Annotated in this window: 21 protein-coding genes; 4 read left to right on the top strand and 17 right to left on the bottom strand. The window is 46.5% G+C overall.

The features are described 5' to 3' along the window. Nucleotide 1: 1 nt before the first annotated feature. Both cysE and F551_RS0113110 read right to left on the bottom strand, forming a co-directional pair. Nucleotides 2-844 carry a serine O-acetyltransferase gene (cysE, locus tag F551_RS0113115; RefSeq protein WP_018997978.1) on the bottom strand — a complete coding sequence of 281 codons (843 nt, stop codon included), beginning with the start codon at nt 842-844 and terminating at the stop codon, nt 2-4. Nucleotides 845-898: 54 nt separating this feature from the next. Then, nucleotides 899-1,573 (bottom strand): NUDIX domain-containing protein, encoded by a 675-nt coding sequence (locus tag F551_RS0113110; RefSeq protein WP_233355255.1) that lies wholly within the window; start codon nt 1,571-1,573, stop codon nt 899-901. Nucleotides 1,574-1,678: 105 nt separating this feature from the next. Here F551_RS0113110 and F551_RS0113105 point away from each other — a divergent pair, with 105 nt between their 5' ends. From F551_RS0113105 to F551_RS0113095, 3 genes are all read left to right on the top strand, one after another. Next, complete coding sequence (locus F551_RS0113105) at nt 1,679-2,314, top strand: nitroreductase family protein (RefSeq protein WP_018997976.1); 636 nt, start codon at nt 1,679-1,681, stop codon at nt 2,312-2,314. Between the two features lie 257 nt (nt 2,315-2,571). Beyond that, entirely contained in the window at nt 2,572-3,243 is a 672-nt protein-coding gene (locus F551_RS0113100) for a TorF family putative porin (RefSeq protein WP_018997975.1), read from the top strand. Nucleotides 3,244-3,475: 232 nt separating this feature from the next. Then, nucleotides 3,476-4,147, top strand: coding sequence for a TorF family putative porin (locus F551_RS0113095; protein WP_018997974.1), 672 nt, complete (start codon nt 3,476-3,478; stop codon nt 4,145-4,147). 42 nt (nt 4,148-4,189) lie between these two features. Here F551_RS0113095 and F551_RS0113090 read toward each other — a convergent pair whose 3' ends face one another. Then, nucleotides 4,190-4,639 (bottom strand): Lrp/AsnC family transcriptional regulator, encoded by a 450-nt coding sequence (locus F551_RS0113090; RefSeq protein WP_018997973.1) that lies wholly within the window; start codon nt 4,637-4,639, stop codon nt 4,190-4,192. A 117-nt stretch (nt 4,640-4,756) separates the two neighbouring features. Here F551_RS0113090 and ald point away from each other — a divergent pair, with 117 nt between their 5' ends. Then, entirely contained in the window at nt 4,757-5,872 is a 1,116-nt protein-coding gene (gene ald, locus F551_RS0113085; protein WP_018997972.1) for an alanine dehydrogenase, read from the top strand. A 119-nt stretch (nt 5,873-5,991) separates the two neighbouring features. Here ald and F551_RS0113080 read toward each other — a convergent pair whose 3' ends face one another. The 14 genes from F551_RS0113080 to F551_RS0113015 form a co-directional block, all read right to left on the bottom strand. Then, on the bottom strand, nt 5,992-8,202 hold the full coding sequence (locus F551_RS0113080; protein ID WP_018997971.1) for a TonB-dependent receptor: 2,211 nt from the start codon (nt 8,200-8,202) through the stop codon (nt 5,992-5,994). Between the two features lie 162 nt (nt 8,203-8,364). Beyond that, the gene (locus F551_RS0113075; protein ID WP_018997970.1) at nt 8,365-9,777 is read right to left on the bottom strand and encodes a M28 family metallopeptidase; all 1,413 of its coding nucleotides are present in this window, start codon (nt 9,775-9,777) and stop codon (nt 8,365-8,367) included. A 114-nt stretch (nt 9,778-9,891) separates the two neighbouring features. After that, nucleotides 9,892-11,586: a methyl-accepting chemotaxis protein gene (locus tag F551_RS16735; protein ID WP_018997969.1), complete on the bottom strand. Its 1,695-nt coding sequence runs from the start codon at nt 11,584-11,586 to the stop codon at nt 9,892-9,894. Nucleotides 11,587-11,698: 112 nt separating this feature from the next. Further along, nucleotides 11,699-13,753, bottom strand: a complete 2,055-nt coding sequence (locus F551_RS0113065; RefSeq protein WP_018997968.1) for a TonB-dependent receptor plug domain-containing protein — start codon at nt 13,751-13,753, stop codon at nt 11,699-11,701. A gap of 48 nt (nt 13,754-13,801) precedes the next feature. Beyond that, a complete protein-coding gene (locus F551_RS0113060; protein WP_018997967.1) occupies nt 13,802-14,308 on the bottom strand; it encodes a hypothetical protein in 507 nt (168 codons plus the stop codon). Nucleotides 14,309-14,787: 479 nt separating this feature from the next. Continuing rightward, complete coding sequence (locus F551_RS0113055; protein WP_018997966.1) at nt 14,788-15,474, bottom strand: HTTM domain-containing protein; 687 nt, start codon at nt 15,472-15,474, stop codon at nt 14,788-14,790. Then, complete coding sequence (locus F551_RS0113050) at nt 15,464-15,913, bottom strand: hypothetical protein (protein ID WP_018997965.1); 450 nt, start codon at nt 15,911-15,913, stop codon at nt 15,464-15,466. The genes F551_RS0113055 and F551_RS0113050 overlap by 11 nt, the downstream gene beginning before the upstream one ends. A gap of 247 nt (nt 15,914-16,160) precedes the next feature. After that, nucleotides 16,161-18,815 (bottom strand): 2-hydroxyacyl-CoA dehydratase family protein, encoded by a 2,655-nt coding sequence (locus tag F551_RS0113045; RefSeq protein WP_018997964.1) that lies wholly within the window; start codon nt 18,813-18,815, stop codon nt 16,161-16,163. Then, complete coding sequence (locus tag F551_RS0113040) at nt 18,808-20,577, bottom strand: DNA methyltransferase (protein ID WP_018997963.1); 1,770 nt, start codon at nt 20,575-20,577, stop codon at nt 18,808-18,810. Before F551_RS0113040 ends, F551_RS0113045 begins: the two co-directional genes overlap by 8 nt. Then, nucleotides 20,577-23,462: an ATP-dependent helicase gene (locus tag F551_RS0113035; RefSeq protein ID WP_018997962.1), complete on the bottom strand. Its 2,886-nt coding sequence runs from the start codon at nt 23,460-23,462 to the stop codon at nt 20,577-20,579. The genes F551_RS0113040 and F551_RS0113035 overlap by 1 nt, the downstream gene beginning before the upstream one ends. Nucleotides 23,463-23,532: 70 nt before the next feature. Continuing rightward, a complete protein-coding gene (locus F551_RS0113030; protein WP_018997961.1) occupies nt 23,533-24,096 on the bottom strand; it encodes a hypothetical protein in 564 nt (187 codons plus the stop codon). A gap of 189 nt (nt 24,097-24,285) precedes the next feature. Further along, a complete protein-coding gene (locus F551_RS0113025; RefSeq protein WP_018997960.1) occupies nt 24,286-24,690 on the bottom strand; it encodes a helix-turn-helix domain-containing protein in 405 nt (134 codons plus the stop codon). 21 nt (nt 24,691-24,711) lie between these two features. Further along, on the bottom strand, nt 24,712-24,921 hold the full coding sequence (locus F551_RS0113020) for a helix-turn-helix transcriptional regulator (RefSeq protein ID WP_018997959.1): 210 nt from the start codon (nt 24,919-24,921) through the stop codon (nt 24,712-24,714). A gap of 368 nt (nt 24,922-25,289) precedes the next feature. After that, a complete protein-coding gene (locus F551_RS0113015; protein ID WP_018997958.1) occupies nt 25,290-26,477 on the bottom strand; it encodes a tyrosine-type recombinase/integrase in 1,188 nt (395 codons plus the stop codon). Between the last annotated feature and the right edge of the window lie 95 nt (nt 26,478-26,572).

Genomic DNA, 26,572 nt, shown 5'->3' with positions numbered 1-26,572 from the left:
ATCATTCGTCCATTGGCGCAATTAAATGATCCATTTGCTTAGCAGGTTCTTCACATTCAACACATGTGATTACTTTGGCTGGCACCCCAGCGACAGTGCATCCACAATTCACATCTTCAAGAACAACAGATGAAGCTCCAATGCGCGCATAATCACCAATCTTGATATTCCCCAAGATTTTCGCATCCGCTCCAATAAGAACACCTTTACCAACCTTGGGATGACGGTCAGTGAATTCCTTACCAGTACCACCAAGGTTTACGCCATGCATGAATGAACAATCATCACCCACAACAGCTGTCTCACCAATAACAACACCGGTGGCATGGTCCATCATAATTCCACACCCCATTTTAGCGGCGGGGTGAATATCCATGCCATACAGTTCACTTGTGCGGGACTGCATGAAAAATGCTAAAACATCTCGTTCTTGATGCCACAACCAATGTGCGACACGGTGCGTCTGCAATCCGAGAAAACCTTTAAAGAACAAAAATGGTTGCAACAAAGTACGACAAGCCGGGTCACGCTCACTTACCGCTCGCAAATCACGTTTAACGCATTTCAAAATGCTTTCATCTTCAAGAAAAGCTTGTTTGCAAACTTCACGTATTTGGAGCGCATTCATGTCAGGCCCACCAGCCTTCTGTGCAAGTTGATAACACAATGCTTGCGCTAGACTGTCATGACTTAGAACTGCTGCATTAAAAAAGCCCGCCAATGCCGGTTCGCGGCGCGCAGCTTCTTCAGCTTCGAATCTCAGTCGTTCCCACACAGGAGCGGGCTGACCCGCCTCTAATACAGCAGAATTCAATCCCGTACTATCAACTGCAGTTTCCGCCATATCTTTCTCCTCAAAAGATCAATACATTAAATGTATTAGAGGCCATAAAGTAAATTAAATCTGTCCTGCCTCAAAGGCCTTTGCAACGTGTTCTGGCAATAGACCTCTTCTCCATAGATGATCAGCCTTAAGCAAAATCGCAAGAGATAGAGCATCAGAAATTTCACCGTTCACAACCATTTGAACAGCTTGGCCTACAGGAAGTTGCCAAATCGCAAGTTCCTCAACGTCATCTGCAGCATGTTCTTCGCAAGGCGAAAGACCGTATGCAACATAGCCAAATGCACGTTCGTCAGTCACTGAATTCGACAAGTGCAAGTCTGAAAACAGGCTAATCCAATCAGAAGCTTTGAGCCTCACCTCTTCTGACAATTCCCTTTTTGCAGCTATAATAGGCTTTTCATTATACGGGCATCCACCTTCGGGAACTTCCCAAGAATATTGCCCTAACGCAAAGCGATGCTGTCCGACAAGATATGTCATTCCATCTTCATCAAGTGGTAAAATCCCAACAGCCAGATTTTGAAACTTCACAAGCCCATACACTGCGTCCACACCCGTTGGTGCGAGTGCCTCATACTCCGCCACATGCATCCAATTTGTTTTGTATTTGGATGTTGATGATTTTATGCGCCAACCTTTTGAAAGGTCAGGTGGGTTTGGACACGGTTTAGGAATAGCTTTTAGTGAGGTCATGTTTTCCACAAATGAATAAAAGTCTTCAATCATTAGCTCCAAATATTCGAACACCTATCTTTTCAATTGGAAACTCTCAACCCATATGACAGAATTCATTGATACAAAACCAAATACAATCTTTCTTCGAGCGTATATATGCCAGACAAACCTAAAATCCCGACGACTCCAGAATTTGGCGAAAAGCTTTCTGCGACAAACCCAAATGCTGAGATGCTTGAATTTCTAGCTCGAAGACGATCAACACCAATCAAGTGTTTATCAGGACCGGGGCCTTCAGTAGAGGAATTAAATTCCCTTTTGCAAATCGCTTCACGAGTACCTGATCATCGTAAACTTGAGCCTTGGCGATTTATAGTCATAACAGATGAGGCGCGAAGCAAAATTGGAGAAACACTCGCCAAGTTAAAACAAAGCGAAGCCCCAGATACATCTGACGCAGATCTTGAATTGGAAAGAAACCGCTTCTTGAGGTCACCAATCTGTGTCGCTGTTGTTTCAAGTCCCGATGTTGAGCACAAAACACCCGTTTGGGAACAAGAATTGTCTGCTGGCGCACTTTGCATGAACCTGTTGCTAACTGCTAACGCCGCGGGCTGGGCAGGCGCATGGTTGACTGAATGGTATTCCTTCTCCGATGAATTTAAGAATGAGATGAAGCTGGGAAAAACTGAGCGTTTTGCTGGTTTCATTTTTCTGGGTACTGCGCTTCAAGACCCACCTGAACGCCCTCGCCCTGATATAGTTTCTAAGATTCTGCACTTTGACACATAACGCTCTAACAACGCCCTAAATCGAGCAAAATGCGAGCAATGTGATCAAAATTCCGCCTGACAACTAAGCAAATCATCAGTTTTTGGTTAGGTTTCTCTTAATCATGATGGCGAAGAAGTAATGAAATTGGTTCTTTCAATTAACGACGCAAAAGCGTAGTTACCCCGTCCGTTCCTGAAACAGCCAAATATTTTTCAGGACTAATTTGAAAGATCTTTGTTCAACAAAGACCGCATATCTGAAGGGATAGTCCGATCATGCGTACACTTTTTTCTGCAAGCGTTTTCGCTCTTGCTGCAATCGCTACAACAGCATCTGCTCAAGCTGAAGTTGAGCTTTCTGGTAACGTTGCTCTAACTACAGACTACCACTGGCGTGGTGTAACACAATCAAACCAAGACCTTGCTGTTCAAGGTGGGTTTGACCTAGCTACTGACTCTGGTTTCTATGCTGGTGTTTGGGCTTCTTCAGTAGACTTTGCTGCAGTTTCTGATGCTTCTGACACTGACACAAACCTAGAAGTAGACTTCTATGCAGGTTATGCAGGTGAGTTTGGTGAAGGTTTTGGTTTCGATGTTGGTGTGATCAACTACCAATACCCAGATTCAGATGACGCTGACCTAGACTTCACAGAAGTTTACGCTGGTATTTCTAAATCAGCAGGTATCGCTGACTTCGGCGCGACAGGTTACTACGACTTCGACAACGAAACTTTCTACCTAGACACTTCTGCTGGCTTGGCATTCTCTGAGCAATTCAGCGCAAGCGTTGGTGTTGGTAAATACCTTGATGGTTTCGATGAGTACACAAACTACAACATCGGTGGAACATTCTCTGTTGAAGGTTTCGACCTAGACCTTCGTTGGTATGACAACGACTCTGATGGCGCAGACGACAACATCGTTTTCTCTATCGCAAAATCTCTATAATTCAGGGGTTTTAGAGGCTTAACGTCTCTATATCGGGGAATTAAGGGCACAACATTCATTGTTGTGCCCTTTTCATTTATTAACAAAACACAACCACAAATTTACCGTTCTTTATGATAGTAAGTTCTTCTTAATCATAAAAAGCGAACATGCGCCCACCTTTCAATGATTATCAGTTGGCAATCAAACCGTGGCCACCATAATGCCACTTACTCTATGGAGTGCAGTTCGCATGAGTAAATTTTTTACATTAGGTGCATTTGCGCTTGTTGCAGCAACAACCAATTCCAATGCATTGGCTGAAGAAAGCCAATCTGGTGTTTCTCTTTCGGGAAATGTTGCACTGACAACTGATTATCACTGGCGTGGTGTAACTCAATCAAACCAAGACATCGCAATTCAAGGCGGTTTTGATCTAGCAACAGACGTTGGGTTCTATGCTGGAGTATGGGCATCCTCTGTGGACTTTAATGATTCATCTGACACAAATGTAGAAGTTGACTTCTACGCTGGATATGCCGGCGAATTTGGAGAAGGCTTTGGATTTGATGTCGGTGTCGTCAACTACCAATACCCTGATGCTGATAACGAAGATCTAGATTTTACTGAAGTTTACGCTGGTGTTTCCAAGTCTGCTGGCATCGCAGACTTTGGCGCAACAGGTTACTATGACGTCGACAACGAAACTTTCTACCTAGATACTTCAGCTGGTATTTCTTTTAACGAACACCTCAGCGCGAGTGTAGGTGTCGGAAAGTATCTCGATGGTGCCGGTGAATACACAAACTACAATATCGGTGGAACATTTACTGTTGAAGGTTTCGATTTAGACCTTCGCTGGTACGACAACGACACTGACGCTGCAGACGACAACATCGTATTCACTATCGCTAAGTCACTTTAAAATACGTTCCGTAATAAAGCATTTTCTTCATTGTGATGCCTCTTACAATCCCGATTTTTGAAAAACGCGGCGAATGGTGAATTGCGACATCACTCGCTCCACACCAGGCAATTGAGTCAGTGTTTCATGGTGAACACGTTCATAATCCGCTGCGTCTTGCACGACTACGCGTAATAAATAGTCCATTTCTCCAGTCATCAAAAAGCAATCAACCACCTCTGGAGTTGTGGCTACTGCTCGCTCAAATTCATCCAACTGGGGCTTACGCTGGGTTTTGAGTGTCACCTGAACAAACACACTCGCTCCCTTCCCCATTTTCTTACCGTCCAAAACAGCTGCATACCCAGAAATCACGCCGTCTTGTTCCAAAATCTTGATGCGTCGGTTCACAGCAGACGTCGATAATCCAATCTTTTCTCCTATTTCCGCATGACTAACGCGCGCATTGGATTGCAAAATAGACAAAATTTTTCGATCTGTAATATCAACCATTATTTACACCAAAATTCGGTAAAATTCCCATTTTATCTACAATATACGCTTATTTTCGTGAGATTTACAACCAATATTAGTATATATTATCATACATGAAATCAGGGAGAAATAATCATGATCATCGGGGTTCCAAAGGAAATTAAAGTCGAAGAATACCGAGTAGGTATGACACCAGAAGCCGTTGCAGAAACAGTCCGCAATGGACATGAAGTCATTGTTGAAACCAATGCAGGGATTGGTATCGAAGCTTCTGATGCTGACTATGAAGCTGCTGGTGCAAAGATTATTGCAACCGCTGAAGAAGTTTTCGAAAATGCCGAACTGATTGTAAAAGTAAAAGAGCCTCAAGCTATTGAGTGCGCTCGCTTAAAGCCTCACCAAACACTTTTCACTTATCTTCACCTTGCCGCAGACAAGCCTCAGGCTGAAGCTCTCATGAAATCTGGCGCGACATGTATCGCTTATGAAACAGTGACAGACCATCAAGGTCGCTTACCACTGCTTATGCCTATGTCACAGGTTGCAGGTCGTATGGCCACACAAGCTGCAGCGACAGCTCTACAGCGGAGTGAATATGGTGGACGCGGCACACTTATGGGCGGCGTGCCCGGTGTGCGCCCGGCAAAAGTCATTATTCTAGGTGGTGGTGTATCTGGTACACATGCTGCTGAAATGGCCATAGGTATGCGCGCTGATGTTACGGTGTTCGACAAATACATGCCACGCCTTGCAGAACTTGATGTTCAGTTTTCTGGCGCACTTAAAACAGCCTACTCACTTCCTTCATACATTGAAAAAGAAGTAGCTGAAGCGGATGTTGTTATAGGTGCTGTACTTATCCCAGGGGCTTCTGCGCCTAAGCTTGTTACCAAAGACATGCTCAAAACAATGAAGCCAGGTGCCGTATTGATCGACATCGCGATCGACCAAGGTGGTTGTTTTGAAACATCACGCCCAACCACGCACCAAGATCCTATTTTCGTTGAAGATGGCATTCTGCACTATTGTGTAGCTAACATGCCAGGTGCTGTACCTCGTACATCTACGTACGCGCTCAACAACATGACACTTCCATTCATTCTAAATCTTGCAAACAAAGGCAGCAAGAAAGCACTGAATGACGATAGGCATTTGGCTGAAGGTCTTAATGTTGCTGATGGTTTCATTACGTATGAAACAGTCGCAAATGACCTAGACCTGCCATACAAAAAGCCTGAATGGCTTAACTAGCAGACACTCTTCCCCCCGAAACGTCGAATAATAATGCCCACCTAAGAATGTTCGATGTTTAAGAAAAAAGGCGGTTGATCTTATGATCAACCGCCTTTTTGTATTCTGGTTAGAACAAACTAGAATTGCGTTTTGAGAGTCGCACCAATAATGCGTGGCTCATTCACAAACGCAGTATTGTTGTTGAAGTCGATACCACCTTTGATGTTCTCTTCATCAGTAATATTGCGCGCAAATACAGCAAACTCCCAAGAACCATCATCTTGAGCGTAACCAAGCTTCAAACCACCTTCAAACTGACCATCTGTTTGATATTCAGTTGATTCATATAAGAAAATATTTGTTTCACCTTGGTAAGCCCAATCGGTAAACGCAAAGAATTCTCCATCACCAAACGGGATTGAATAGCGCGCAGTGAAGTTTGCAATGGTTTCAGGTGCGTTCGGGAATGGGTTGCCATCCACTAGCGCAAATCCATTCGCATTTAGAGGATCAAGAACGCTACATTGTGCACATGTTCCTACAGCAAGATCTGAATCTTTCAATTCTGTGTCTGTATAGCTAAAACCAGCTGTCAAAAGCAGGTTCTCAACAGGCAGATATTCAACATCCATTTCAAATCCGGTTGCCGTCGCTTCATCTGCGTTGATCAATTGAACTGAATTTCCAGCTCCACCCACAGCAGTTAGCTGCATGCCGTCTACAGTATACGTGTATACAGCTCCATTTAAGCGCATTCTGTTGTCGATCAAAGTTGCTTTCCACCCTGCTTCAAAAGACAGGATTGTTTCGGAATCTGCAACTGAAGGATCTGCAAAGAATGCAACGTCACGTCCTTGAATAGAAGGACCGCGGAAACCATCAGCAACACGCCCATAAACGCTGAAGTCTGGCGTAATGTCGTAAAGCGCGCTCAATTCCCAGCTAAGGTATTCGTCAGATACATTGCGCGCCTGAGCTGCATTGGCAAAAACAGTCAAATCTTTTTCGTCAGACGTATAGCGCAATCCACCAGTCAGTTTAAACTTGTCTGTAACCTGATAGCTCGTTTGTCCATAAACAGCCCACGCTATGTTTTCATGTTCAAGCGTTGAAGCTGGCGGGAATGGGAAACCTCCAATTCCTTTAGTGGTCACTGTAAATGCACCATCGAAGTAGTACACACCTGCCTGCCAAAATAATTTGCCATCTGAATTCGAGGCTAACCGCACTTCTTGCGTAAGCTGCGTTAATTCATCGATTGCATCTTGCGTAGCTGATGCGAATGGAAGCTCAGGATAAGTAAAAGGACCGGCGAAGTTGAAAGTATATGGTCCCGCACCGCCATCAATATCTCCACCTGAGAACCCGTTTAGAGACTCATATCCTGTGATAGATGTTAGGGTTACTGGACCGAAATTATACTCCAAAGTCGCGGAACTACCCCAACCGTTATAACCTTGTTGATTGTCATTTCCTTCATCGAAGGAAACTCTATCACGATCGAAATTCTCATTTAATTCATTGGATCCAGGCGTCAGAACATTCGCGCGGAAAATGGCTGATGTACCCTCAAGATCGCGAGTGCGCACATTGAGAAGCGCAGAGAAGTCATCATTGGGTGTGTAGAGTAATTGCACACGGCCTGCGAGTTCTGTGAACTCTCCTAGATCATCGCTACCCGGGTTTTCTGTGTTATCAATCCAATCTTCACGGCGTTGCCCCAATGCAGACACGCGCACAGCAAGAACATCTTCAATCAATGATCCGCCCACTGCACCTTCAAGATTGACAGTCCCATACGAACCTACTGTCGCATTGGCATATCCGCCAAATTCATGCGTTGGACGCGCAGTGGAGATTTTGATGATACCCGCAGTTGTGTTGCGACCAAACAGTGTTCCTTGCGGACCACGCGATATTTCAATTTGCTCAACATCAAAAAGCGGGAAACTTTTCAACGCGACGTTTTCCATCACCACATCATCCATGATGACCGAAACCGGTTGTGACGCTGCGAGATCAAAGTCTGTGTTTCCTAGTCCACGTATGTAAAAACGTGGAGCTGCGCGACCATTAGAAGATTCCGCATATAACCCTGGCACACGTGCACCAAGAGCCAGAATGTCTTCTCCGTTTGCAAACATAGAATCCAGAAGACCATCTGGAAGCGTTGCCACCGAAATCGGCACATCTTGAAGATCTTCATCTCTTTGCTGTGCTGTCACGGTGATTGTTCCCAAGGTTAGAGAATTTTCACCATTTTCCTGAGCAGTTGCTGTGTAAGACGCGCTAGCCATCAGTGCGAGCGCACTAACGGCCATTGTTTTCAAACCAATGTTGGATGACATGTCAGATCCTGAATTTTTCGCTGATAGACTTTGTGGCGAAAATAGTCAGAATGATCCTTGCAGCAACATTGCAATTCACATTTCGATAATCAAATCCCTGATTACTTCACTTGTGAAACATTTATGACACGCCTTGCCCAACAATTTGGCTATTGTGTCCAATCATTCTCCAAAATTGCCGGCATACCCCGGAAAAACAACCGGGCTTTCTGCCCCATTTTTTGCAACAGATGCCACACCGAAAAGATAGTTATCAATTACAACTCCTTTCAGCGTGTAATTATCTACTTTCCCAACATAGCGCGACCATTGCCATTGCGATTGATCCGTGAGGCGCCAATAAACTTTATATCCAGCCAGATTTTGAGCTTCTGGCCCTTCGGCTTTCGTCCATGAGAGTGTTGTATGCGGCTTGACCGCTCCCTCCACTTTCACCCCTTTGGGAAAAGGAGGTGCCGCAGCCAAATTTGCAAGTGAAGCAATGTTCAAGCTTGTGAGCTTGGCGGCGTAATCAAAATTCACACCTTCCACAACGTCCCCATATTCAATTCCTTCTTCAGTACGAATATCTTGGTGCTGCCTATTATAGTTTTCATGAGTTTCCATGATCCGCACTCCCGGAATACGAAAATCATTGAATGGCCTGTGATGACCACCGCGTCCAAAACGATCGAGACGATAAATCATCATCACATCCAGATTTGAAATGAATAGATCCGCCATTTTATCTACGTAACGCGCAAGATTGCGAGAGGCTGAATCCACTTCACCACCGCGGAAACGGCGAAACCTTGCTTCTTCGGCCGTTTCATCAACCAACGTACCTTCGGAAAAAACACGTGCTGTTGAATTGTCTATAACACCGTCAACACCTTCTATGTTTCCGATCATGTCGTTGTTAAGAATAGCCTTTACGCGCCACCCCTGTTCGATTGCATATTCGGCTAAAATACGACCACCAAACAACCCCTGCTCTTCGCCAGACAAACCAGCATAAACAACAGTACCTGGGAATTCGTGCTGACACATCACACGAGCGGCTTCCATCGTGCCAGCCATGCCCGATGCATTGTCATTTGCTCCAGGATTATCATCGACTGCGTTCATAACGTCAGAAATACGGCTATCGATATCACCAGACATTATCACGACCCGGTCTGGATCGATGGAACCGCGTTGTATTGCAATCACATTCACGATTTCAGTATCTTCCGGAATACGAAAGTCTGGCCGCACAATGTCTGACACAGTAACAACATCGAGCTTCGTTTTACATTCTTTGGAGATTTCTTTGAACTCAGCTTCAATCCAGCGACGCGCAGCTCCAATACCTCTGGTGTCACTCTCTGTATCTGACAATGTGTGACGCGTTCCAAAGCCCGCCAGTTTACGAATATCGTGTTCTATTCGATCAGCGGAGGTCGCCGCCACCATATCATGCGTCTCAGAGTACTCACTCGCAGGATTGATAAACTCGGTATCTGATTTCTCGATCGTTTGTGGTTTATCAACGCGATCCGCAAACGCACATGATGGAAACATTACACCGGCAAACAAAGCAGCTAAAATACGCATAAAACCCTCCAGACTTTCATCTAGAGGGTTGCAGAGAATTTTCGATTAATAAAGACTATCAGCCAATATATTCCAATTTAGCGAAATCAATTAAAATTGATATCGGCCTATTGGTTATGCTGCGCGAATTCCTTGCAAGAAACGATCAACGCTTGCTCTCATGTGTTCCGCTTGGTCTTGCAGTTCTGAAGCAGCATTCAAAACATCATCAGCAGATTGCCCCGTGCTAGTCGCTGATGACTTCACTTCTGTCATTGTGTCAGAGATGCTTCCAGTACCAGCTGAAACTCTCGTCACACTTTCCGAAATCTCTTGTGTTGCTTGCCCTTGCTGCTGCACTGACATCGCAACTTCTTGTGAGATAGTATTCACACTAGAGATTGTTTCAATGATGTTCGACATAGCTTTGGCTACATGGTTCGTGACACTTTGAATATCGCGCACACTTGCTGCCACTTGATTAGTTGCTTGCGAAGTTTGGTTGGCCAATGTTTTCACTTCCGATGCAACAACTGCAAACCCTTTACCGGCATCACCAGCGCGCGCTGCCTCAATAGTTGCATTCAAGGCAAGCAAGTTTGTTTGTTCAGCAATATCATTGATGAGCTTCACAACATTATCGATTTGCTGAGCGCTCGCAGTTAACTCAGCCATAGTTGAATTTGCTCTGTCAGCAGTCTCCGCTGCATCCGTCACGGCGTTCATCGATGTATCGACAGAGTTTGAAATCTCTTGAATTGAACATGACAACTCTTCTGATGCAGCTGCAACAGCTTGAACATCATGTGCAGCTTGACCTAGCGCATTTGCCGCCACTTCAGATTGGGATGTTGTACCTTCTGCATTCTGGCGCATTCCTTCTGCAGTCGACTTCATCTGTGAAGAAGCGCTCGATACCAACTCCAAAAGGTGACCGCTATCTTTTTCAAACTGATGAATCAATTTTTCGATCTGAGCAGTACGTTTCTCGCGAGCTTCTAGATCTGCATTTTGTTTTGCAGCCAGTCGAACCTTTTCTAGACCATTCCCGCGGAAAGTCTCCAAAGCTTTTACGATTGCACCTAATTCATCTTTGCGCTGCATGCTAGTCATGTCTACGTCAAAATCGCCGGCAGCCAAACGTTCAGTTGTTTCAGAAATACGACGTATGGACCCCGTTGTTGCATTTCCGACCAAGAAAGCAAAAATACCTGCTCCCGATAACCCGAGAACTGCAGCAGCCATCAAAATCAACCCGGATCTTGATGCAGCACGCGCACCAGCTTCCGCACTTGCTTGAGAAGCTGCAACGGTAGCGTTTACAAGACCATCAAACTGGCTTTTTAAGTTATCATAGTTTTGCTCAAACGGCTCAGCGAACGAAACGGCAGATGCGAAATCAATTTCCATCATTGAAGCAACGACTTCAATTGTCTCTTTGTATGTTGTTAATTCCGCTTCAATCGCTTCAACGGCGTTGATTTTACTCTGTTCTGACAGGCTCGACTTAAAGCTCGCTAATTCAGCTAGCACCGCATCAACTTGCCCGCTCAATCCCGCAACATTCGTGGCTGCTTCGGCGGCATCCACACTCCCTGCACCTTGCGCGGTCAGGAACTTGTACAAACTACCATTTATATTTTGAATATCGCTGTTTGCTCGCGTCAATCGCAGAGCCGCATCGACGTCTACCTCTACAATTTGCTCAGTTCGTTCTGTCGCACTTTGCAAAGACACGTGACTTATTCCGGTAAGCGCAGCAATTACAGTGAGAGAAACTGCTGTGGGTACACCAAACTTTGTTGCAAATGACCAATTCCGGATTTCCATAACGTCGTCCTGTCTAAAACTTACGTGTTCACTCCATGGGAACACGTAAAGCTTAAAAAAAATCTATCAAAACCGGCGACCATTTATTGAAAATGACCGCCGATTTTCTATTCTAAAAGTCTACCGATAAACCAACGCGGTAACGTGTTTCCATGCCACCACCTGGCACTTCAATTTCACCGTCGTTTGTTATGTTATCGGCGCTAAAGGTTAGTCGTGCTTTGTCCGTCATTTTGTATGAAACATGTGCATCCATAGCGACGTGTGCATCGATATCGAAGAATTCATATTGAACCGCCCCAGCATCCTGCGTCCAAAGTGTTTGAATGTCCGAAACATAGCGTGCATTAGCACCAATTTGCCAATCACCAATCGTATACTTACCATTGAACTTCAATTCGTGTTCTGGCGTCGAATTTTCATAATCAAGCACTGTATTTGTTAGCAATCCACCGAAGTGAACTCCTTGGATGAGTTCATCCTCAACACTCAAATAAGTGTATGATGCATCCCAATCAAAACGATCGCTCACCAAACCAGAGACTGCCAGTTCAAATCCTGACATTTTAGACTCACCAAAAGTTTGAGCATTTGCAAGCTCTAGCCCAGGCATAATCCCTCGATTGTAGGTGCTGTGAATATCTTCATTTACCTGATGAAATACGCTTGCACGGAAACTACCATTGGTGGCTTCCAGTGGGCGGTCATAATCCACGCCATAATTTTGCACATATCCAGACTCGATTGCAGGATTCAGCCAGAATTCAATCAAACTTGGTGTTTGAACACCGCGTGCGACTTGAAAGCGAACAGTATCTTGGTCTGTTACACTCCAAACTAATCCGGCATTGTAACTAAACTCTGTCGTATCGCCATCGATATTTGGTGCTCCAAAGTAAGCATTACCTAGCGAATCACCTTCATATTCCATTTTGTCAGCTCGCAGAGCCAAGGTCGTAGAAACAGCATCTGATACAGACCAATTCCACATTCCTGATGCCGAAAGAACAGTGTATTCAACATCAAAAGCAAGCGGCCCAACATTCGTGCTCATTGCACTTTTGCGATATTCACCGGCTACACGAAAAGTATTTTTTGTTCCTACTTTAAAGAGGTTCTCCGCCATAAAAGTAGTTAAATCAGCTTCAACATCAAAAGGATTTACAGTTGCTGTCGCAGGTGACTCCAACGTCACTTCATTTCTGTAAAGAGTTGCCTTAAATAGCCCGAACAGGTCTTCCGATTCCACAGACCCGCGATAACTTGTATTCTCGAAATTATCTTCATGGTATTCAGTAACCGGATAACGCTCGAACAAACTGTTTTCAGAGTATGTTGCTTCAAACGTAGCTTGTGTTTTTTGTGTCGCCTGAACTCTTACCTCACCCACATATGCCATGCGTGTGTTTTCTGCGCCTGGGCCACGCGGATCACGTGTTACATTTGAGTATTCATCCTTTGTGTATCCACCCGCAGACAGGCGCACGCCCATTTTCTCATGAGGTTTAAAAGACACAACGGCTGAAGCTTGGTTTCCGCCTTCATTATCTACTGAAACAGAAACCGTATCAGCATCATCATAAAGCGGATTAAAGGTAATAATGTTTACAACACCACCAACAGCATTGAACCCGAAGAGCGCTGTGTTTGGCCCTTTAACAACTTCAATCTGACGAATTTCTTCAAGTTGAACAGGAATTGAATCCCACTGCGTCAAACCATAAAAATCTTGATAAACCTGACGTCCATTCACCAACACTAGTAGACGTGGTGACATTGTCTGATTGTATCCGCGAACCGCGACATCAGATGATCCTGAACCGATTTCTTGTACGTTCACACCTGAAACACGAGACAGAAGAGAAGATAGGTTACGCGCACCAGACGATTTGATCTCGTCTGCTGAAATAATCTCCATTGTCACAGGTGCTTCCGTGGACCGTTGAGGCGCTCCTGTAGCACTCGTTGTAACGGGTTCACCAAACAACATTTCCAATGAACCGTAATCAATTGACTGCGCTTCAGCAGCGCCAGTCATAACAATTGCTGCTGGTGTAGTGACCGCGGCAGCTGCAATGGCTTTTTTCAGACTGGCTGAAGAGTTGAGTTTTTTCTCTTCCTGAATTTCAGTGGCGATTGCTTTAAAATCTGGTTTTATATATTTCATTTTTTTATTCCCTATGAGGAGGTGTTAGGCGCTTAGAGCTGCCCTCTCCTAAACTTCCTTGATCATCATTCTGAAAGCTGCTGCGAATGAAACTGATGAGGCTGCTGCTGCTGCTTGGCTCACCAGAATTTCAACTTTGGGGCTGCTTTGAACGAACACGACGCATGCTCCATCTTGCACACAAGCTTTGTCTGTTGTGGCAGTTAGCTTTCCTGAGCCTTTAATCGCGTCATAGTGAGAAGCCATTCCCGATGGGACGAATACAGCGGCTGCGTCTCCCGCAGAACCTAGTTCAGAAACTGAGATCAATTTAGCTGACATATTCACTTTACCAGCTTTGATGCCGCCATCCATCAATGCGACCACAGATTCAGCTTCAGCTTTATTTCCATCATCATAAACAACTGCGACTGTGATATCTCCGGTTGCCCCGCCTTCAACAAATGAAAGCGCTCGGCCTATCACCTGAAGATCTTTTGCGTCGGTTGCATGAGCTTGGGGTGCAATCAAACACGCACTGGCCATGAGAGCCGTTGCTAGAAATTTGAACTTCATTTTCGAAAACCTTGCCTGACTTACTTTTACTCTTTTACTTTAATTTAAGGTGTTGGGAGCCACCTCAAATTTGATTTCAAAGTTAAAACTAAGTGCCAAAAGTTAATGAAATTCGGCCAAAAATTCGTTTTCAATCTTTACAATCTGGAAAACATCTAAAGTAAGTTGTGACGTTAACACATTACCCTGCGACGGCTTAATCACGTAGTTTTGAGCTCACAAACAATGTTCAGCCATGCAATTTATTCGGCAATGTAAAAAACAACACGATTTCAATTCTATAAATGCACAGACATTGTAAACTACATTTTTTCTACTACTAACTTCCTCAAAAATTAAGTTAAGACTCATTTGCAGGTAGCCTATTTTGTTAACAAAAAAAATTTTGCACAAAAATGCTTATTTTTGAAAGACAATCCACACAAACTCGCTCTGGTTGCACGAATACATTCTATAATTGTAGCAAATACGCAGCTCCATCAGCCCAAGACAAACCTATCCTGAAACCAAATTAAAGATGGATATGAAGCAATCCAAACCCATACAAATCTGTTCAATCCCCAAAAACAAGCATTCATAAGATGAAAGAATGCTGTGCAAACCAGCCCAAACAATAAGGCACTCTTCGAGAGCAGCAGGAAGGGAAATATCAACTCGAGTAACATTACCCCCCAAGAAGCAGATAACAATAACTTGGGGCGATTGGCGAAACCTCGCAAATCTTCACTTACCGGATAAGCAGAAAACAAAAACACATCCTGCAATGCTCTGCCATTTCGCCAATCCGGATTTACTATTTTCACCCAACCGGAGACAAAATATGACAACACAACTTGCAAGGCCAAATATCCAAATGCCAACTCTTTAAAGGGGCTAGCCGGAAGAACATGAAACGCTGCGAGGCAGTACAAAATCAAAAGCCCCATACGATCGCTACCGCCATTATAGGGACCTTGAAATGCCTTAAGTAGGATTAGAGATACCCCTACCAACCCAAGCAACACCCATTGCGTCGCTACACCAACCATCAGCAAAACACTCAACGCTAACCGGCTTACAAATAGCAAACGCAATTGACGGATTGAACTGAGGGATTCCAAACTCTGCTGAATTAAGGCTATAGCCAACAAAATTTCAGTCCAACGAACTGCAGCTTCAATCGACATCTGCATCACCCAAAAGAACTTTATGCTTTTCGGAAAGGAAGTGCTGTTCTCTGACAACTTGATTTTGTTCGCGTTTCACAAACATCAATCGAAACTGCACTAAACATATCTGATTACCTTTCTGCCCTCCCTCAATTAAATCATACTGAATGCGCTGAATGATTTCACCTTCACTGTGAAATGTCGGATTAGCGGCATGCCGCTCGGCAAGGCTGACGAGATACAAGTTTTCATTCCATCGCGGGTTCCAAAGCAGTCGCCTTGTCATTGTGAAAATTGAAATTGATTGAGGACGTGGCCTCAGTTCCTGCCAATCTTGCACCGGTTTTTCATCGATATCCCAACAGGCAAACTCAATCCGCGGAGATGGAGCAATAATATCAAAAAAATTCCACGATGGTATAATCGCAGGCAAGGCCAATTTCAAAACATTGAACATAAAAGACGACCTGACAGACTAAGAATCGCCTCGATTCAATCCGGTTTCAGTTCCAAAAGCAATTGGCACTTTATTCACGCATTGAGTTTCACAGAAAATTCGATGGTACGACGGCCGGAATCGAAATGCATATCAAGAGTGTTGATTTAATTAATTATTTATCAAGAAAAAATTCTACATACCAACAAATATACCAACACTTTGTTTTGATCATAATTGTAATCTATATAAACAAAAATCAAGAAAATCACTGCACCAAAAATTTAGTATTATGAATATCGGCATCGCTACTTCTTACTATTCTGTATTCCATGCCAGATGCTCCCGCCATTTGCTCAGCATATTCACGCTTTGCCTGCACGATTGGATCATCGATCATGTTGTCACCCTTCACCTCAACAATCACGTAAGTCCCGTCGTTCTTTTCAAACAAAAAATCAGGATAATAACTTCTAACCATTCTTGATTCCGGGTCTACATACTGGATGAAAAACTCAGACTGGCCATGGGTGAGCATCCCGGTGAAGTACAGTTTTTTAACGGCTCCTTCCCGGATCAAATCCCAAAAGAGCGTCTGCTCCGGTCGCGAGTCAAAAGCATATGTGTCAAGGTGAAATGATTTCGAGGAAACAAGCTCATCGTCGACGTCGTCATCTCTCACTACCAGCTTTGGATCAGCCAATACGGAGTAAGAGCCGCACTCTGGCACACGCACGAGTTCAACTTCATGCTCTTCCGTGATCTCGTGCTGCTCCAAATCATACAGTAACCCAAAGAGACGCGGGATCACCACGTCACAGAGCAATTCGTTATACTCATTGATCGCGTCGAGGATATTTTGGATGCCTTCACCGGTGGATTGTAGAATAGCTTCGATTTCCAACGGGCTGCGTCCCAAATACCTAGCAACTTCGGAAACAAGCATGATCTCTGAGAATTCGACTTTCTGCCTCAGTTCCGTCCGGTCGATGGTTTTGGAGGAAGCCGTTTTACCAATCTGAGAGGGTTCGATGCCGCTTTGTACGGTCTCGAGAAGGTTGTACTTCCCGGTCAGCATTTGCCAAGCGCTCTTATCAGTACGATTGATTCCAAGTTCCTGATTTGGAAGCAATTCCTTTTCGATCAGTTCAAACGAACGGCGAACGCGTTGCAGCTTGATCCGCTCAACGGGTTCCTTGACCAGGATGTAGTACCGTTGCTTGTGGCTGTTTGCATTGTTCAGGTCGTCCGCAGAAAGCCTGAAGTTTTGGCTGAGCTCATCGTTCAGAATCTGAAGGTTGTCAGCGGAAAGATATACGTGAGCAGTATGCTGGGTTTCGCCGATTGCACGAAAACAGCGCATCGTTGCCTGCAGGACAAAGACCTTCGACTTTGGTGTGCGGAACATCGCGACGCTGAATAGCGAACGACAGTTCCAACCCTCGCGCCCCTTGTTTACCAGTAGGATGAACTGCTTCTTGGAACCCGGCGTATCAAGACGAATGAACTCGCGAATATCGTCGTTCGTTGTCTTATCGTCTCCGAGGTTCACCAGGATGCTGTCCGTCGGGAGCCCTTTCTCTTCAAGAATTTTTGCGACAAGCGGTTGGAGTTCGTTGCGTACCTCGTCAATGGTGGTGGCAAAGATCGCCATCTTTGGGAGCAAGCCTTCAGGTCGCAATCCGTCGGTTTTCTTCAGAAAGTCATCGATGGCAATGCGCAAGAACTCTTCAGACTTGGTGTTCGAATAGCCGTGCAAATCAGCCTTCTTTAGGTACTCGTTGGCGATCGCGTCACTCAAACCGTAGGCATAAACAACTTCGGGCAGCACAGTTTGACCGATATACGGCGTGCCGGTGTAGTTGAAACAAGCAACAACGCGCGTACCCGCCCGCTCGAGGCGAGAGGCCAGCTTGTCGATGGTCGTGCGCAAGCTGTTATCGGTTTCCTTCGCGCCGATACCCATGTCCTTGGCCAGCTTCTTGCCGAAGGCGTGGTGAGCCTCGTCCACGTAGATGCCAAGCTGGCCAAGGCGCGTGAGCTTCTCAAACCGTTGGTTGGTGGTCAGCTCGCCTTCTTCTTCCGGCGTGTCGAAATCGTATAAGTCGGCGGCGTCGGCGTAGACGCTCCCGCTTTCCTCGAACGTGTCCGGCGTTGCGCCAAATAGATCGTCAATCGCGGTCTTTTCCTTGTTCTTCCGCTTCAGAATGATCTTCTGCGTGTTGGACACGATGACGTTGAACATGGACTGGTCGAGTGTGTCGAGCGACGTGCCTGCCTCTTCGAGGAAGTGGAACCGAATGTGGGACGTCAGAAAGTTCACGTATTCCGGCGGCACGACCTTGGACAGATCAAAGGTCTCAAGCTCACGGAGCGACAACAGAACCGTCTTGTCAGGCGAAAACACCAGCGCGTTGTGGCAGTATTTCGGGTCCTTCTTCCATTTGTTGGCCAAGATGAACTCGTAGAAGATACAAGTTGCCATCAGGATGGTTTTGCCGGTGCCCATAGTCAGCGCGAAGATGTAGTTCGGATAGGCCCGCGCGTTCTTGCGCATGGCCTTGAACACGTCCTCATATTGCTTTTGCGAGAAGTCCTCGAAGAGGCTGATTTGCCCGTCGTCCCTGGCCACGCCACCCTCGGCGCGGTCGGCGAAAACGCCCCCTTTCTCGTACCAGTCCTTGAAAATCTGTTCGATGCGCTTGTTGTCGAGGAACTCTTTCAGAAAGACGTAAATCTCGAGCGCCTCAAACTGGGGCGTGCGTAAGAAAGAGTGCGCATTTTCGGGATCGTTGAAGTCGAGGAACTTCTTCGACAGGTCGCGATAGCTGATCCTGATCCGCTTCTTGTTCTGTTGGTAGAACGTCAGAAGGAACTTGAAGAAGGCGAATTCGCCAAGGGCGGCGTCGGTCTTTTTAGGCATCGATGCTGCCTTCCCAGGATTCCGACAACAGGTCGGTGATCTTTACGCGCACCGTGCCTGCGTCCTCGGGCACCTTGTAGCGGCCGCTGACCAACTCGTTCTTTTCGGGCACGTCCAACTCAACCGGCTGCAAGATCGCGCCGTCGTAGTTCCAATCCACAATGATGCTTTCCACCATCTCGCGCCAATCGCTGACTTGTTCCTTCTGGAGCGAGAGCTTTTGCAACAGGTTCATCGGGTAGAAGCGTTCGATTTCCAGATGGCCGTCTTTGATGGCCAAGCGCGCCTCGGAGTCGCGCTTGAATTCGAGCTGGGATTTGTCGCGCAGGATGTCCACGACCTCCACATCAATTTTGTGGGGCTTCACTTCGAGTTCAAGCTGCGCCTTCAGATCGGGCTCGTGGCCCATGCAGACGAGAAGGATTTTTTCGACCGGCTGGTTCGGGCTCGCGTTTTGGCGGCGATCAAAGGCCTTGTAGTCAAAGCCCGCGATCAGTTCAGACAAGTCTGCCTTGGTTGCAATGCGATTGACCGGCATGATCTTGACCATGCGCCCGTCTTTTTCGCCGTCATAGATGGAGCTGGTTTCGATTTTCTGGATTTCGAGAGCATCAATCAAAAGGTCTTTTGCCTGAACTGGGTTATGGAAAACGTCATAATTATTAACGTTGTATACTTCGAAGCCAGGAACAGGTTTTTTGCCCAGTTCGGGTGTTTTTTCGAGGATGTTAATCAAACGCTTGGTCGTAGTTTGCACAGCTCCAAGATTGATGTCTGCACCAATAAAACGCCGATCCAATTTCGCCGAAACTGCCTGCGTCGTTCCCGATCCCATAAAGCAGTCCAGCACCAGATCGCCAGGGTTTGTGAGCACCTCCACAAATCGGGTGATCAATTTTTCGGGTTTCTGAGTCGGGTATCCCACACGTTCATTTCCTGAGGGTGCAACGATGGGGAAGTTCCAGATGCAGTTTAGAGGGCTGCCCTTACTTTCGTCTCCACCATAGTCCGAAGGCACTCGCGCCCCTGTTTCATCGTGGCTGGCCACGATAGCTTGCCCTTTCCAGCGGCGCTCTGTTGCCTCAGAACGTTCCATGTATTGCTTATTAAACGTGTGTTTACCTTTGTTTTGGCAATACAAGTAGATGTTGTCGTGCATCTTCTGAAACTCTGCAGCCGGTGTTGGCCAGCGCCGATAATCCCATATCACTTCGTTGAGGAAATTTTTCGCACCGAAAATTTCGTCAAGCAGTGCCCGAAGCATATGACCTTTAGTTGTGTCGCAATGCAGAGCAATCACGCCATTCTCAGACAAAAGCTCACGCATTAGCACTAGGCGCTCGTACATGAACTGTAGGTATTCGTCGTTCGACCAAATGTCTGTGTACTGTTTCTCTTCAAAAACTGCCTGGTCCGACTGGTACTTCTTACCTCTCACCTTGATTTTTTTCCGGTAATCCGCTCCAGAGTCGAATGGCGGATCGATGTAAATGAAGTCGACTTCACCTCGGAATGTCTTCAGCAAATGTGCGAGCACCTGAAGGTTGTCCCCCCAGAAGATCTTGTTGCGCCAACCGTCCACCTCTTCGCCATAGGTTTCCTTCAGCTGCGCCGGATAGAACTGGGTCGAGGTAAAGGGCCGCTTGCCGCGCCAGTTGATCATTGGGTAGCCCTTGATCGGCTGGAACTTGTACCCCTCGACCGAAGAGACCTCTCCCGCCGCGACGGCACCCAAATCCATGTCTTTTTGTTCGTCAGCCATCACACACCGCCCGCCTTAAATTTCCAGTTCTTCATATCGCAATAGGCCCGCATATCGCAGTTCTCACACAGCTTTGCGGGACGTGCCTTGATCGCATAGTCGCGACCTTCAATCCGGTCCACGACGGCATCAAACGATGCGATAGTTTTGCCTATAGCCTTACCGTCCTTTTCGAACGAAATAAACGGGTTACTGTCCTGTTCACCGGTATAGTAGAGATGCGTCTTGCTGACCGTCTCGCCCGTCCGCTCCTCGACCAAGTGGGCGTAAACCTCAAGCTGACGCTGATATTGGCGCAATCGGCTACGGTCCTTTTCCATGTCCGGCTTGCGTTCAGACTTGAAGTCTATCAGCTCGACCGTACCGCCTTCACCCCTGATCAGGTCCACGCTGCCCTTGAGGATGTAGCTGTCCTTGACCAGCGAAATATCGACCTCGGCCTCTTTCAGCCGGTCAAAGTGCTTCCGCTCGCGGTCGACATACCGCTCAACATGGCTTTGCGCCGCCCTGAGCGATTGAGGGGCCAGATATTGCCGCTCGCGCTTGGACAAATAGTGGTAGTTCGTGTCGAACCACCCTTTGATCTGATCCTCGGTGACGAGATGCGGTTCGCCGCGCAAGACAGCCTTGTGAACGTCCTCAATTGTCTGGTGCACCAACGTACCAAAGAGCTGCGCCCCTGCGCGGATCGGCTGGAACTCAAGCTCTTTGAAGAAACGGTACTGCTCGGCACAGTTTTCGAACAAGGTGATGTGCGAGGTGAAGGAATACTCCCGCTTGAGGTTCACGTCCTTGACCTGCTCCAAGTCGAAGTTCTCGAACACAAATTTCGGATCACGCCAATGGGGCAGATCGTGGAAGAAGTCGTCGAAGTACCGCGACGGAGACCGCCCGCGTCCTTTTTTAACTTCGGTGGCCAGCACCAAGAGGTTCTGCGCTCGCGAAAAGGCTGTGTAGTAAAGCCGCCGGAAGTCAAAAAACTTTGTCCGCTCTATCGGCTCGAAAGGCGGTTTGTTCAGGTATGGCTCAAGAAGCTCATCAATGTCCGTCCACTGTTTGCGCGGCGTGGCCTCGAGCGATCCGCAGATCACAATCGGGAACTCGAGCCCCTTGGACTGGTGGATGGTCAGGAAGGAGACGCACCCACTGGGCGCGTATTCGCTGTCGTCCTCGAATTCGTTGATCCCGCCCTCGTGCAAAAACTTGAAGTAACGGTTGAACAGATCCCGGATGTTCTGATCCAAGAAGCGCGGGTTCAGAACCGTGATGTAGTGAAGGTATTCAAACTTCACCAAAAGCTGGGAAAACGTCGCAAGGTTGCGCGCCGCGCGGCCTTTGTCGACGCCGGTCAGTTGGTCTTCTTCCAGAAACCTGCTGAAGAGAGGGAACTGGAGAAGCTGATAGAACAGCCCGGAAAACGCATAGTCAGCGTCCACGGTTAGGTTCAAATGCCGCTTGGCCAGAGGTCGCGCCCATTCCAGCAACCGCTTGTTCTCGAGTTTTCGTAGTTCCTGAACGAACAGCTTGAAACACTGCTCATCATAGTATTCCCAAACACGCATCTCGAGGTCTACACGCTCTTGCCGAACGTCAGCAAACTGCGGGAACAAGAAGATCAGCGCACCGATCATCAACCTGACCTCTTCGCGTTCAAAATAGAGGTTGGAGCGCGGCGAGTAGACGGGGATGCCGTTGCTCTCAAGGTGCCGGGCAAGCGCAAGCACTTTGCCGTTTTTCACAGACCTGAACAGAAATGCGACTTGGTTCCAGTCTGTCAGTTCGCCTGACGCCTCGAGATGGCGCAAAAACTCGTACACTTCGTCCTGAAAGTCATTGTCGTCAGTTTGTGTGATTTTCAGAACCGAGCTGACGTCCGCAAAATCGTCGGGGCGCGGTTCAATAACCTTGTCATATCTGTATTGCGCATCCTCATCGCTCCATTCTTCATCCGCGATCCAAGAGTTGTAGAAGTCGATAATTTTGGAATCCGAGCGATAGTTGACCGTAAGGGATACTTGTTCGCACTCGCCCTTCACGAAATTTCTGGGGTACTCCAGAATATTTCGAATGGTCGCACCTCGAAACCGGTACAAGCCCTGATCATCGTCGCCCACGACGCACAGATTTTTCGTGTCACCGGCCAGGAGAAAGAGTATCTGCTCCTGAATTGTGTTCGTGTCCTGGTATTCATCGACCATCAAGTGGGAGAACTTCGATTTCAAGCTTTCCAAGACATCGGGGTTTTCCCTCAACAACCGCAAAGCTTCGAACTGAATTCCCGAAAAATCCAGCGAATTCGCGTCTTCCAGCAGGTTCTGATAAATCGTGAAACACTCAGCAATCGCCTGAAGTGACGCTTGTTCTGAGCCCTCGAGCGCGTTGAGGTCCAGCGTCTCCTCTGTGACTTTGTTCAGCCACTTTAAAAGCTGCGTCGATTGATACCAACGCCCAGAGCGGTCTTCGCCGATCAGTTCGGTTATTCCTTCGATGCCTTTGAACTCATTTAGACGTTGATAGAGGAAGTATTGCTGATCGAATTGGTCGAGAAGATTGAAGCTGCGCTTTAACCTAGTGTACTCACTGTGATCTTTTAGGATGCGAAGACATAGAGAATGAAAAGTACCAATGTACATCTCGTTGACATTGAAACTAAGCCCGGCAGAAATCAATCGGTTTGAAATTCTGGTTGTTAGCTCGTGAGCCGCTTTTTCTGTAAAAGTGACCACCAAAAGAGATTCAGCCGTAGATTTTCCAGCTTTGATCAACGCCACAACGCGCTCCACAAGGGTGTACGTCTTACCTGAGCCCGGCCCAGCTATTATCAATACTGGCCCATCGGTAGTGCCGATCGCTTTGCGTTGGCTCTCATTTGCAGACAAATACACTGATACCCCCAACACAAAATAGAATTTCTAATTTTTCTAGTTAATACGAGTCGTGGAACAATTCACCCCCTCATACAAACCTTTGAATCAAAGCCCAATACGTTCGGTCCTCCGCTTCCTCATACATTCGCTCCCAGCGTCGATAGGTGTTCCAGTGCATGCCTTTAGGTTTGTTGGGAAACGGATAGGCAAACCCCGATTCACCGCCTAATTTGTCCTTTAAGGAAGTTGCTGTACTAAGGCCCGGGACGCGAATGTCCTCATACTGACTTGGATAGGTTAGCTCATAACATTTTCTGCATCTAAAGAGTTTAGCGCCATATAGCACACGGCACCGCCGCTCACATCCTCTACATATGATCCAGCGACGCTTTCCTCCAAAGTGCTGCTTTGTCATCTCGAAAGCAAAAGTTTCATTAACGGCTTCTCCCCCGCTAGAATAGCTTAGGCATAAAAACTTCGGCGAGAGACGATATCCAATGCTTCCCGTTGTACAACCTGCTTTTGACCAAGTGACAGTGCCTGACCAATTACGTTCAAACCATTCCGATTTGAAAGAAGCCAAATCAAGCTTGTGAAACTCATCTGACTGAGCTGCCGCTCTATAACGTCTTCCCGAACCAAGACAGCCCATCGAAAGAATTCCTTTTTCGCAATCATGTGGAAAGTGGACGATATGCTATCAATTCACACTAACTATATACGGGTGGTCGTGAGTCTTTCTGATTTCAGTTCCCTCCTCCTTAACACCTGTTTCCACACAGAATATTTTGCTTTACGTATTTGAAAATCTTTTTCCACACGCCATAAATTCAGGGCGTGATTAGCTCTTATCTAGGGCGTGCTTTTCACGCCAAACCATCAATGGCAAGTCTGGGTCACCTGTACATGTAACTGTATCAAATCTGGTCAACGACACAACGCGTTCACGCGTCCGGCTATCCCCGAAAGGACGTCCTTTACGTTCAAGCTTCAAATGCCCTTTTTCAATCAGTTCATCTATTGCGTTTTTCACAGAGGCGCGGCCAACTCCGCAAGCCTCACTTAGCCGCCGCTCTCCAACAGGAAAAAAATTACCTTTTGTTGGTCGATAACTCGCGAACAAAAAGAAGATGATTTTGAACGCAACTGCTGACAATTCAATCCACGCGGCATGTTTACAATGATGATCATAGCATCGCCCATGGGGTCTATCATGTTGACTGTTGGGATAAAGTGTTTGAGACATAAGCTCATGCCCTCTCTCACACTAATCTTGCGAAACCGATTCATACAAAGCACGGATATCTTCAACCCGCCAAACAGTGACTCGACTCCCTAATTTGCGGGGCTTTGGAAAGCGACCATCTTTCACACCTGCCCACCAAGTCGATTTAGAAATGGGTATAGGACCATGAGGCGCGATGATTTGTTTAAGGCGTACAAAGCCAGTTTGTGGGAATTCATCATAATCGGACATAATGTGTCTCCATTAGTCCCTGCTACAAAAGAAAACTATGCGCACAGAATGCGCAATTCTATCGCCAAAGTTTCACCCCTATTGATTAAGGAGCTTTGGCTTTCTCGGTATACGATTTCTGTTTTCTTGGTCAGGAACTTCGCTGTTATACAGCGCTCGGTTCAACCTTTTCTACCAAGAGTTATAACTCTTAGTGACGATTTGATCTTCCGTGTATTTTAACACAGAAAATCTATACATAGAGCGATAATTCGCTCACAAGCTTGTCATAAAATGGTTCGAGCCAATTTGTACAGCATAAAACTTAAAAAAACTGCATTGAACAAATTTAGCCTCCTCTTTGTCGTGCCGAAACTTGAAATTTACAGTTACAACAATATGTTAGAGATCTCTCCAGCCCACCAATTAGACATATTTACACGTTCGTCCCAATATTTTCCGCGATGATAGGCGCGGCGGATTTCGTCTGAACCGACATGCGCTAACTCGGCTTCAATTGCGTCAGCATCCCAATTGCCGCTTTCGTTTAGCAATGTCGACGCAGTGGCTCTAAAGCCATGAGATACCATTTCAGTTGAGCCATAGCCCAACCGCCGCAAGGCTTGGTTCATCGTATTTTCACTTATCGGCTTACCGCGCCCAATATCAGATTTGAAAGGCAGCTCACAATCGCCCGACCATTCGTGAAGTTCTTTGAGGATAGTTATTGCAAGCGGCGGTAAGGGCTTTTGATGAGGCCGCCGCATTTTCGTGCGTTCTTTGGGTATTTCCCAAACGCCTCTGTCCAGATCAAATTCATCCCAACGCGATAAACGCAACTCACCTGGGCGCGGGTATAGAATAGCCATGAGCTTTAAAGCAGCGCGTGTTGCAGGCGATGCACCTTCATATGACCAAACGGCACTCAACAGCTCTTTAAACGCCTTCCAATCGGTAACCGCCGCCCTATGCGTCACCGGCACCGCAACCAAAGCGCCTTTTAGAGCAAATGTAGGATCATAGTCCGCCCGCCCCGTTGCAATGGCATAGCGAAACACTTCACCGATTAGGCCGCGCACACGATGCGCCGTCTCATAGTTTCCCTTAGCTTCGATAACGCGCAAAGCGTCTAACACTTCCGGCGACTTTATTTCAGCAACCGCTCTTTGGCCTAAAGCATCATCAACCAGACTAAAGCACCATTTGATCTTGGTAATCGTTGAAGCCGCGCGCCCCTCTTTAATCTTCTTTTCGATAAGCTCGTTCTTTAAATTACTAAAGGTATTTTGGGTTTCAGCGATTGCCTGCTTACGCTCTTCGTTCTTCTTCGCTTGTGGATCAACTCCATCCGCAAGCAGCGTCTTTGCATCTAAACGTTTTTGACGCGCTTTCGCCAATGAGACTTCAGGATACTTTCCAAAAGATAAAAGCTTTTGCTTGCCTTCAAATCGGTAAGCCATACGCCAAAGCTTGGAACCATTGGGTTTAACTTCGATATATAATCCCTCACCATCCGACTTTTTGATGGGTTTCTCACCTGCGCGCAAGCTTTTGATTCGCAAATCATTTAGTGGCATTTGTTGGTATCACTTTGTCTAGAAAGGCAGCAATTCGTCCCCGATACCAAGAATTCTACCAACAAATGAGCTGGATACCAACACTCTTTGCCGGA

Origin of the sequence: Hirschia maritima DSM 19733 (assembly GCF_000378345.1) — a bacterium.
GTDB lineage: Bacteria > Pseudomonadota > Alphaproteobacteria > Caulobacterales > Hyphomonadaceae > Hirschia > Hirschia maritima.
This window is presented reverse-complemented; position numbering and strand designations above follow the sequence as displayed.

Bases quoted from the DNA above. Each gene is read 5' to 3' on its own strand.
- F551_RS0113095 (WP_018997974.1), top strand. From the start codon at position 3,476: ATGAGTAAATTTTTTACATTAGGTGCATTTGCGCTTGTTGCAGCAACA.
- F551_RS0113025 (WP_018997960.1), bottom strand. From the start codon at position 24,690: ATGTCTCAAACACTTTATCCCAACAGTCAACATGATAGACCCCATGGG.
- F551_RS0113040 (WP_018997963.1), bottom strand. From the start codon at position 20,577: ATGGCTGACGAACAAAAAGACATGGATTTGGGTGCCGTCGCGGCGGGA.
- ald (WP_018997972.1), top strand. From the start codon at position 4,757: ATGATCATCGGGGTTCCAAAGGAAATTAAAGTCGAAGAATACCGAGTA.
- F551_RS0113055 (WP_018997966.1), bottom strand. From the start codon at position 15,474: ATGTCGATTGAAGCTGCAGTTCGTTGGACTGAAATTTTGTTGGCTATA.
- F551_RS0113090 (WP_018997973.1), bottom strand. From the start codon at position 4,639: ATGGTTGATATTACAGATCGAAAAATTTTGTCTATTTTGCAATCCAAT.
- F551_RS0113080 (WP_018997971.1), bottom strand. From the start codon at position 8,202: ATGTCATCCAACATTGGTTTGAAAACAATGGCCGTTAGTGCGCTCGCA.
- F551_RS0113060 (WP_018997967.1), bottom strand. From the start codon at position 14,308: ATGAAGTTCAAATTTCTAGCAACGGCTCTCATGGCCAGTGCGTGTTTG.
- F551_RS0113065 (WP_018997968.1), bottom strand. From the start codon at position 13,753: ATGAAATATATAAAACCAGATTTTAAAGCAATCGCCACTGAAATTCAG.
- F551_RS0113110 (WP_233355255.1), bottom strand. From the start codon at position 1,573: ATGATTGAAGACTTTTATTCATTTGTGGAAAACATGACCTCACTAAAA.
- F551_RS0113045 (WP_018997964.1), bottom strand. From the start codon at position 18,815: ATGCCTAAAAAGACCGACGCCGCCCTTGGCGAATTCGCCTTCTTCAAG.
- F551_RS16735 (WP_018997969.1), bottom strand. From the start codon at position 11,586: ATGGAAATCCGGAATTGGTCATTTGCAACAAAGTTTGGTGTACCCACA.
- F551_RS0113020 (WP_018997959.1), bottom strand. From the start codon at position 24,921: ATGTCCGATTATGATGAATTCCCACAAACTGGCTTTGTACGCCTTAAA.
- F551_RS0113015 (WP_018997958.1), bottom strand. From the start codon at position 26,477: ATGCCACTAAATGATTTGCGAATCAAAAGCTTGCGCGCAGGTGAGAAA.
- F551_RS0113100 (WP_018997975.1), top strand. From the start codon at position 2,572: ATGCGTACACTTTTTTCTGCAAGCGTTTTCGCTCTTGCTGCAATCGCT.
- F551_RS0113050 (WP_018997965.1), bottom strand. From the start codon at position 15,913: ATGTTCAATGTTTTGAAATTGGCCTTGCCTGCGATTATACCATCGTGG.
- F551_RS0113075 (WP_018997970.1), bottom strand. From the start codon at position 9,777: ATGCGTATTTTAGCTGCTTTGTTTGCCGGTGTAATGTTTCCATCATGT.
- F551_RS0113030 (WP_018997961.1), bottom strand. From the start codon at position 24,096: ATGGGCTGTCTTGGTTCGGGAAGACGTTATAGAGCGGCAGCTCAGTCA.
- F551_RS0113105 (WP_018997976.1), top strand. From the start codon at position 1,679: ATGCCAGACAAACCTAAAATCCCGACGACTCCAGAATTTGGCGAAAAG.
- cysE (WP_018997978.1), bottom strand. From the start codon at position 844: ATGGCGGAAACTGCAGTTGATAGTACGGGATTGAATTCTGCTGTATTA.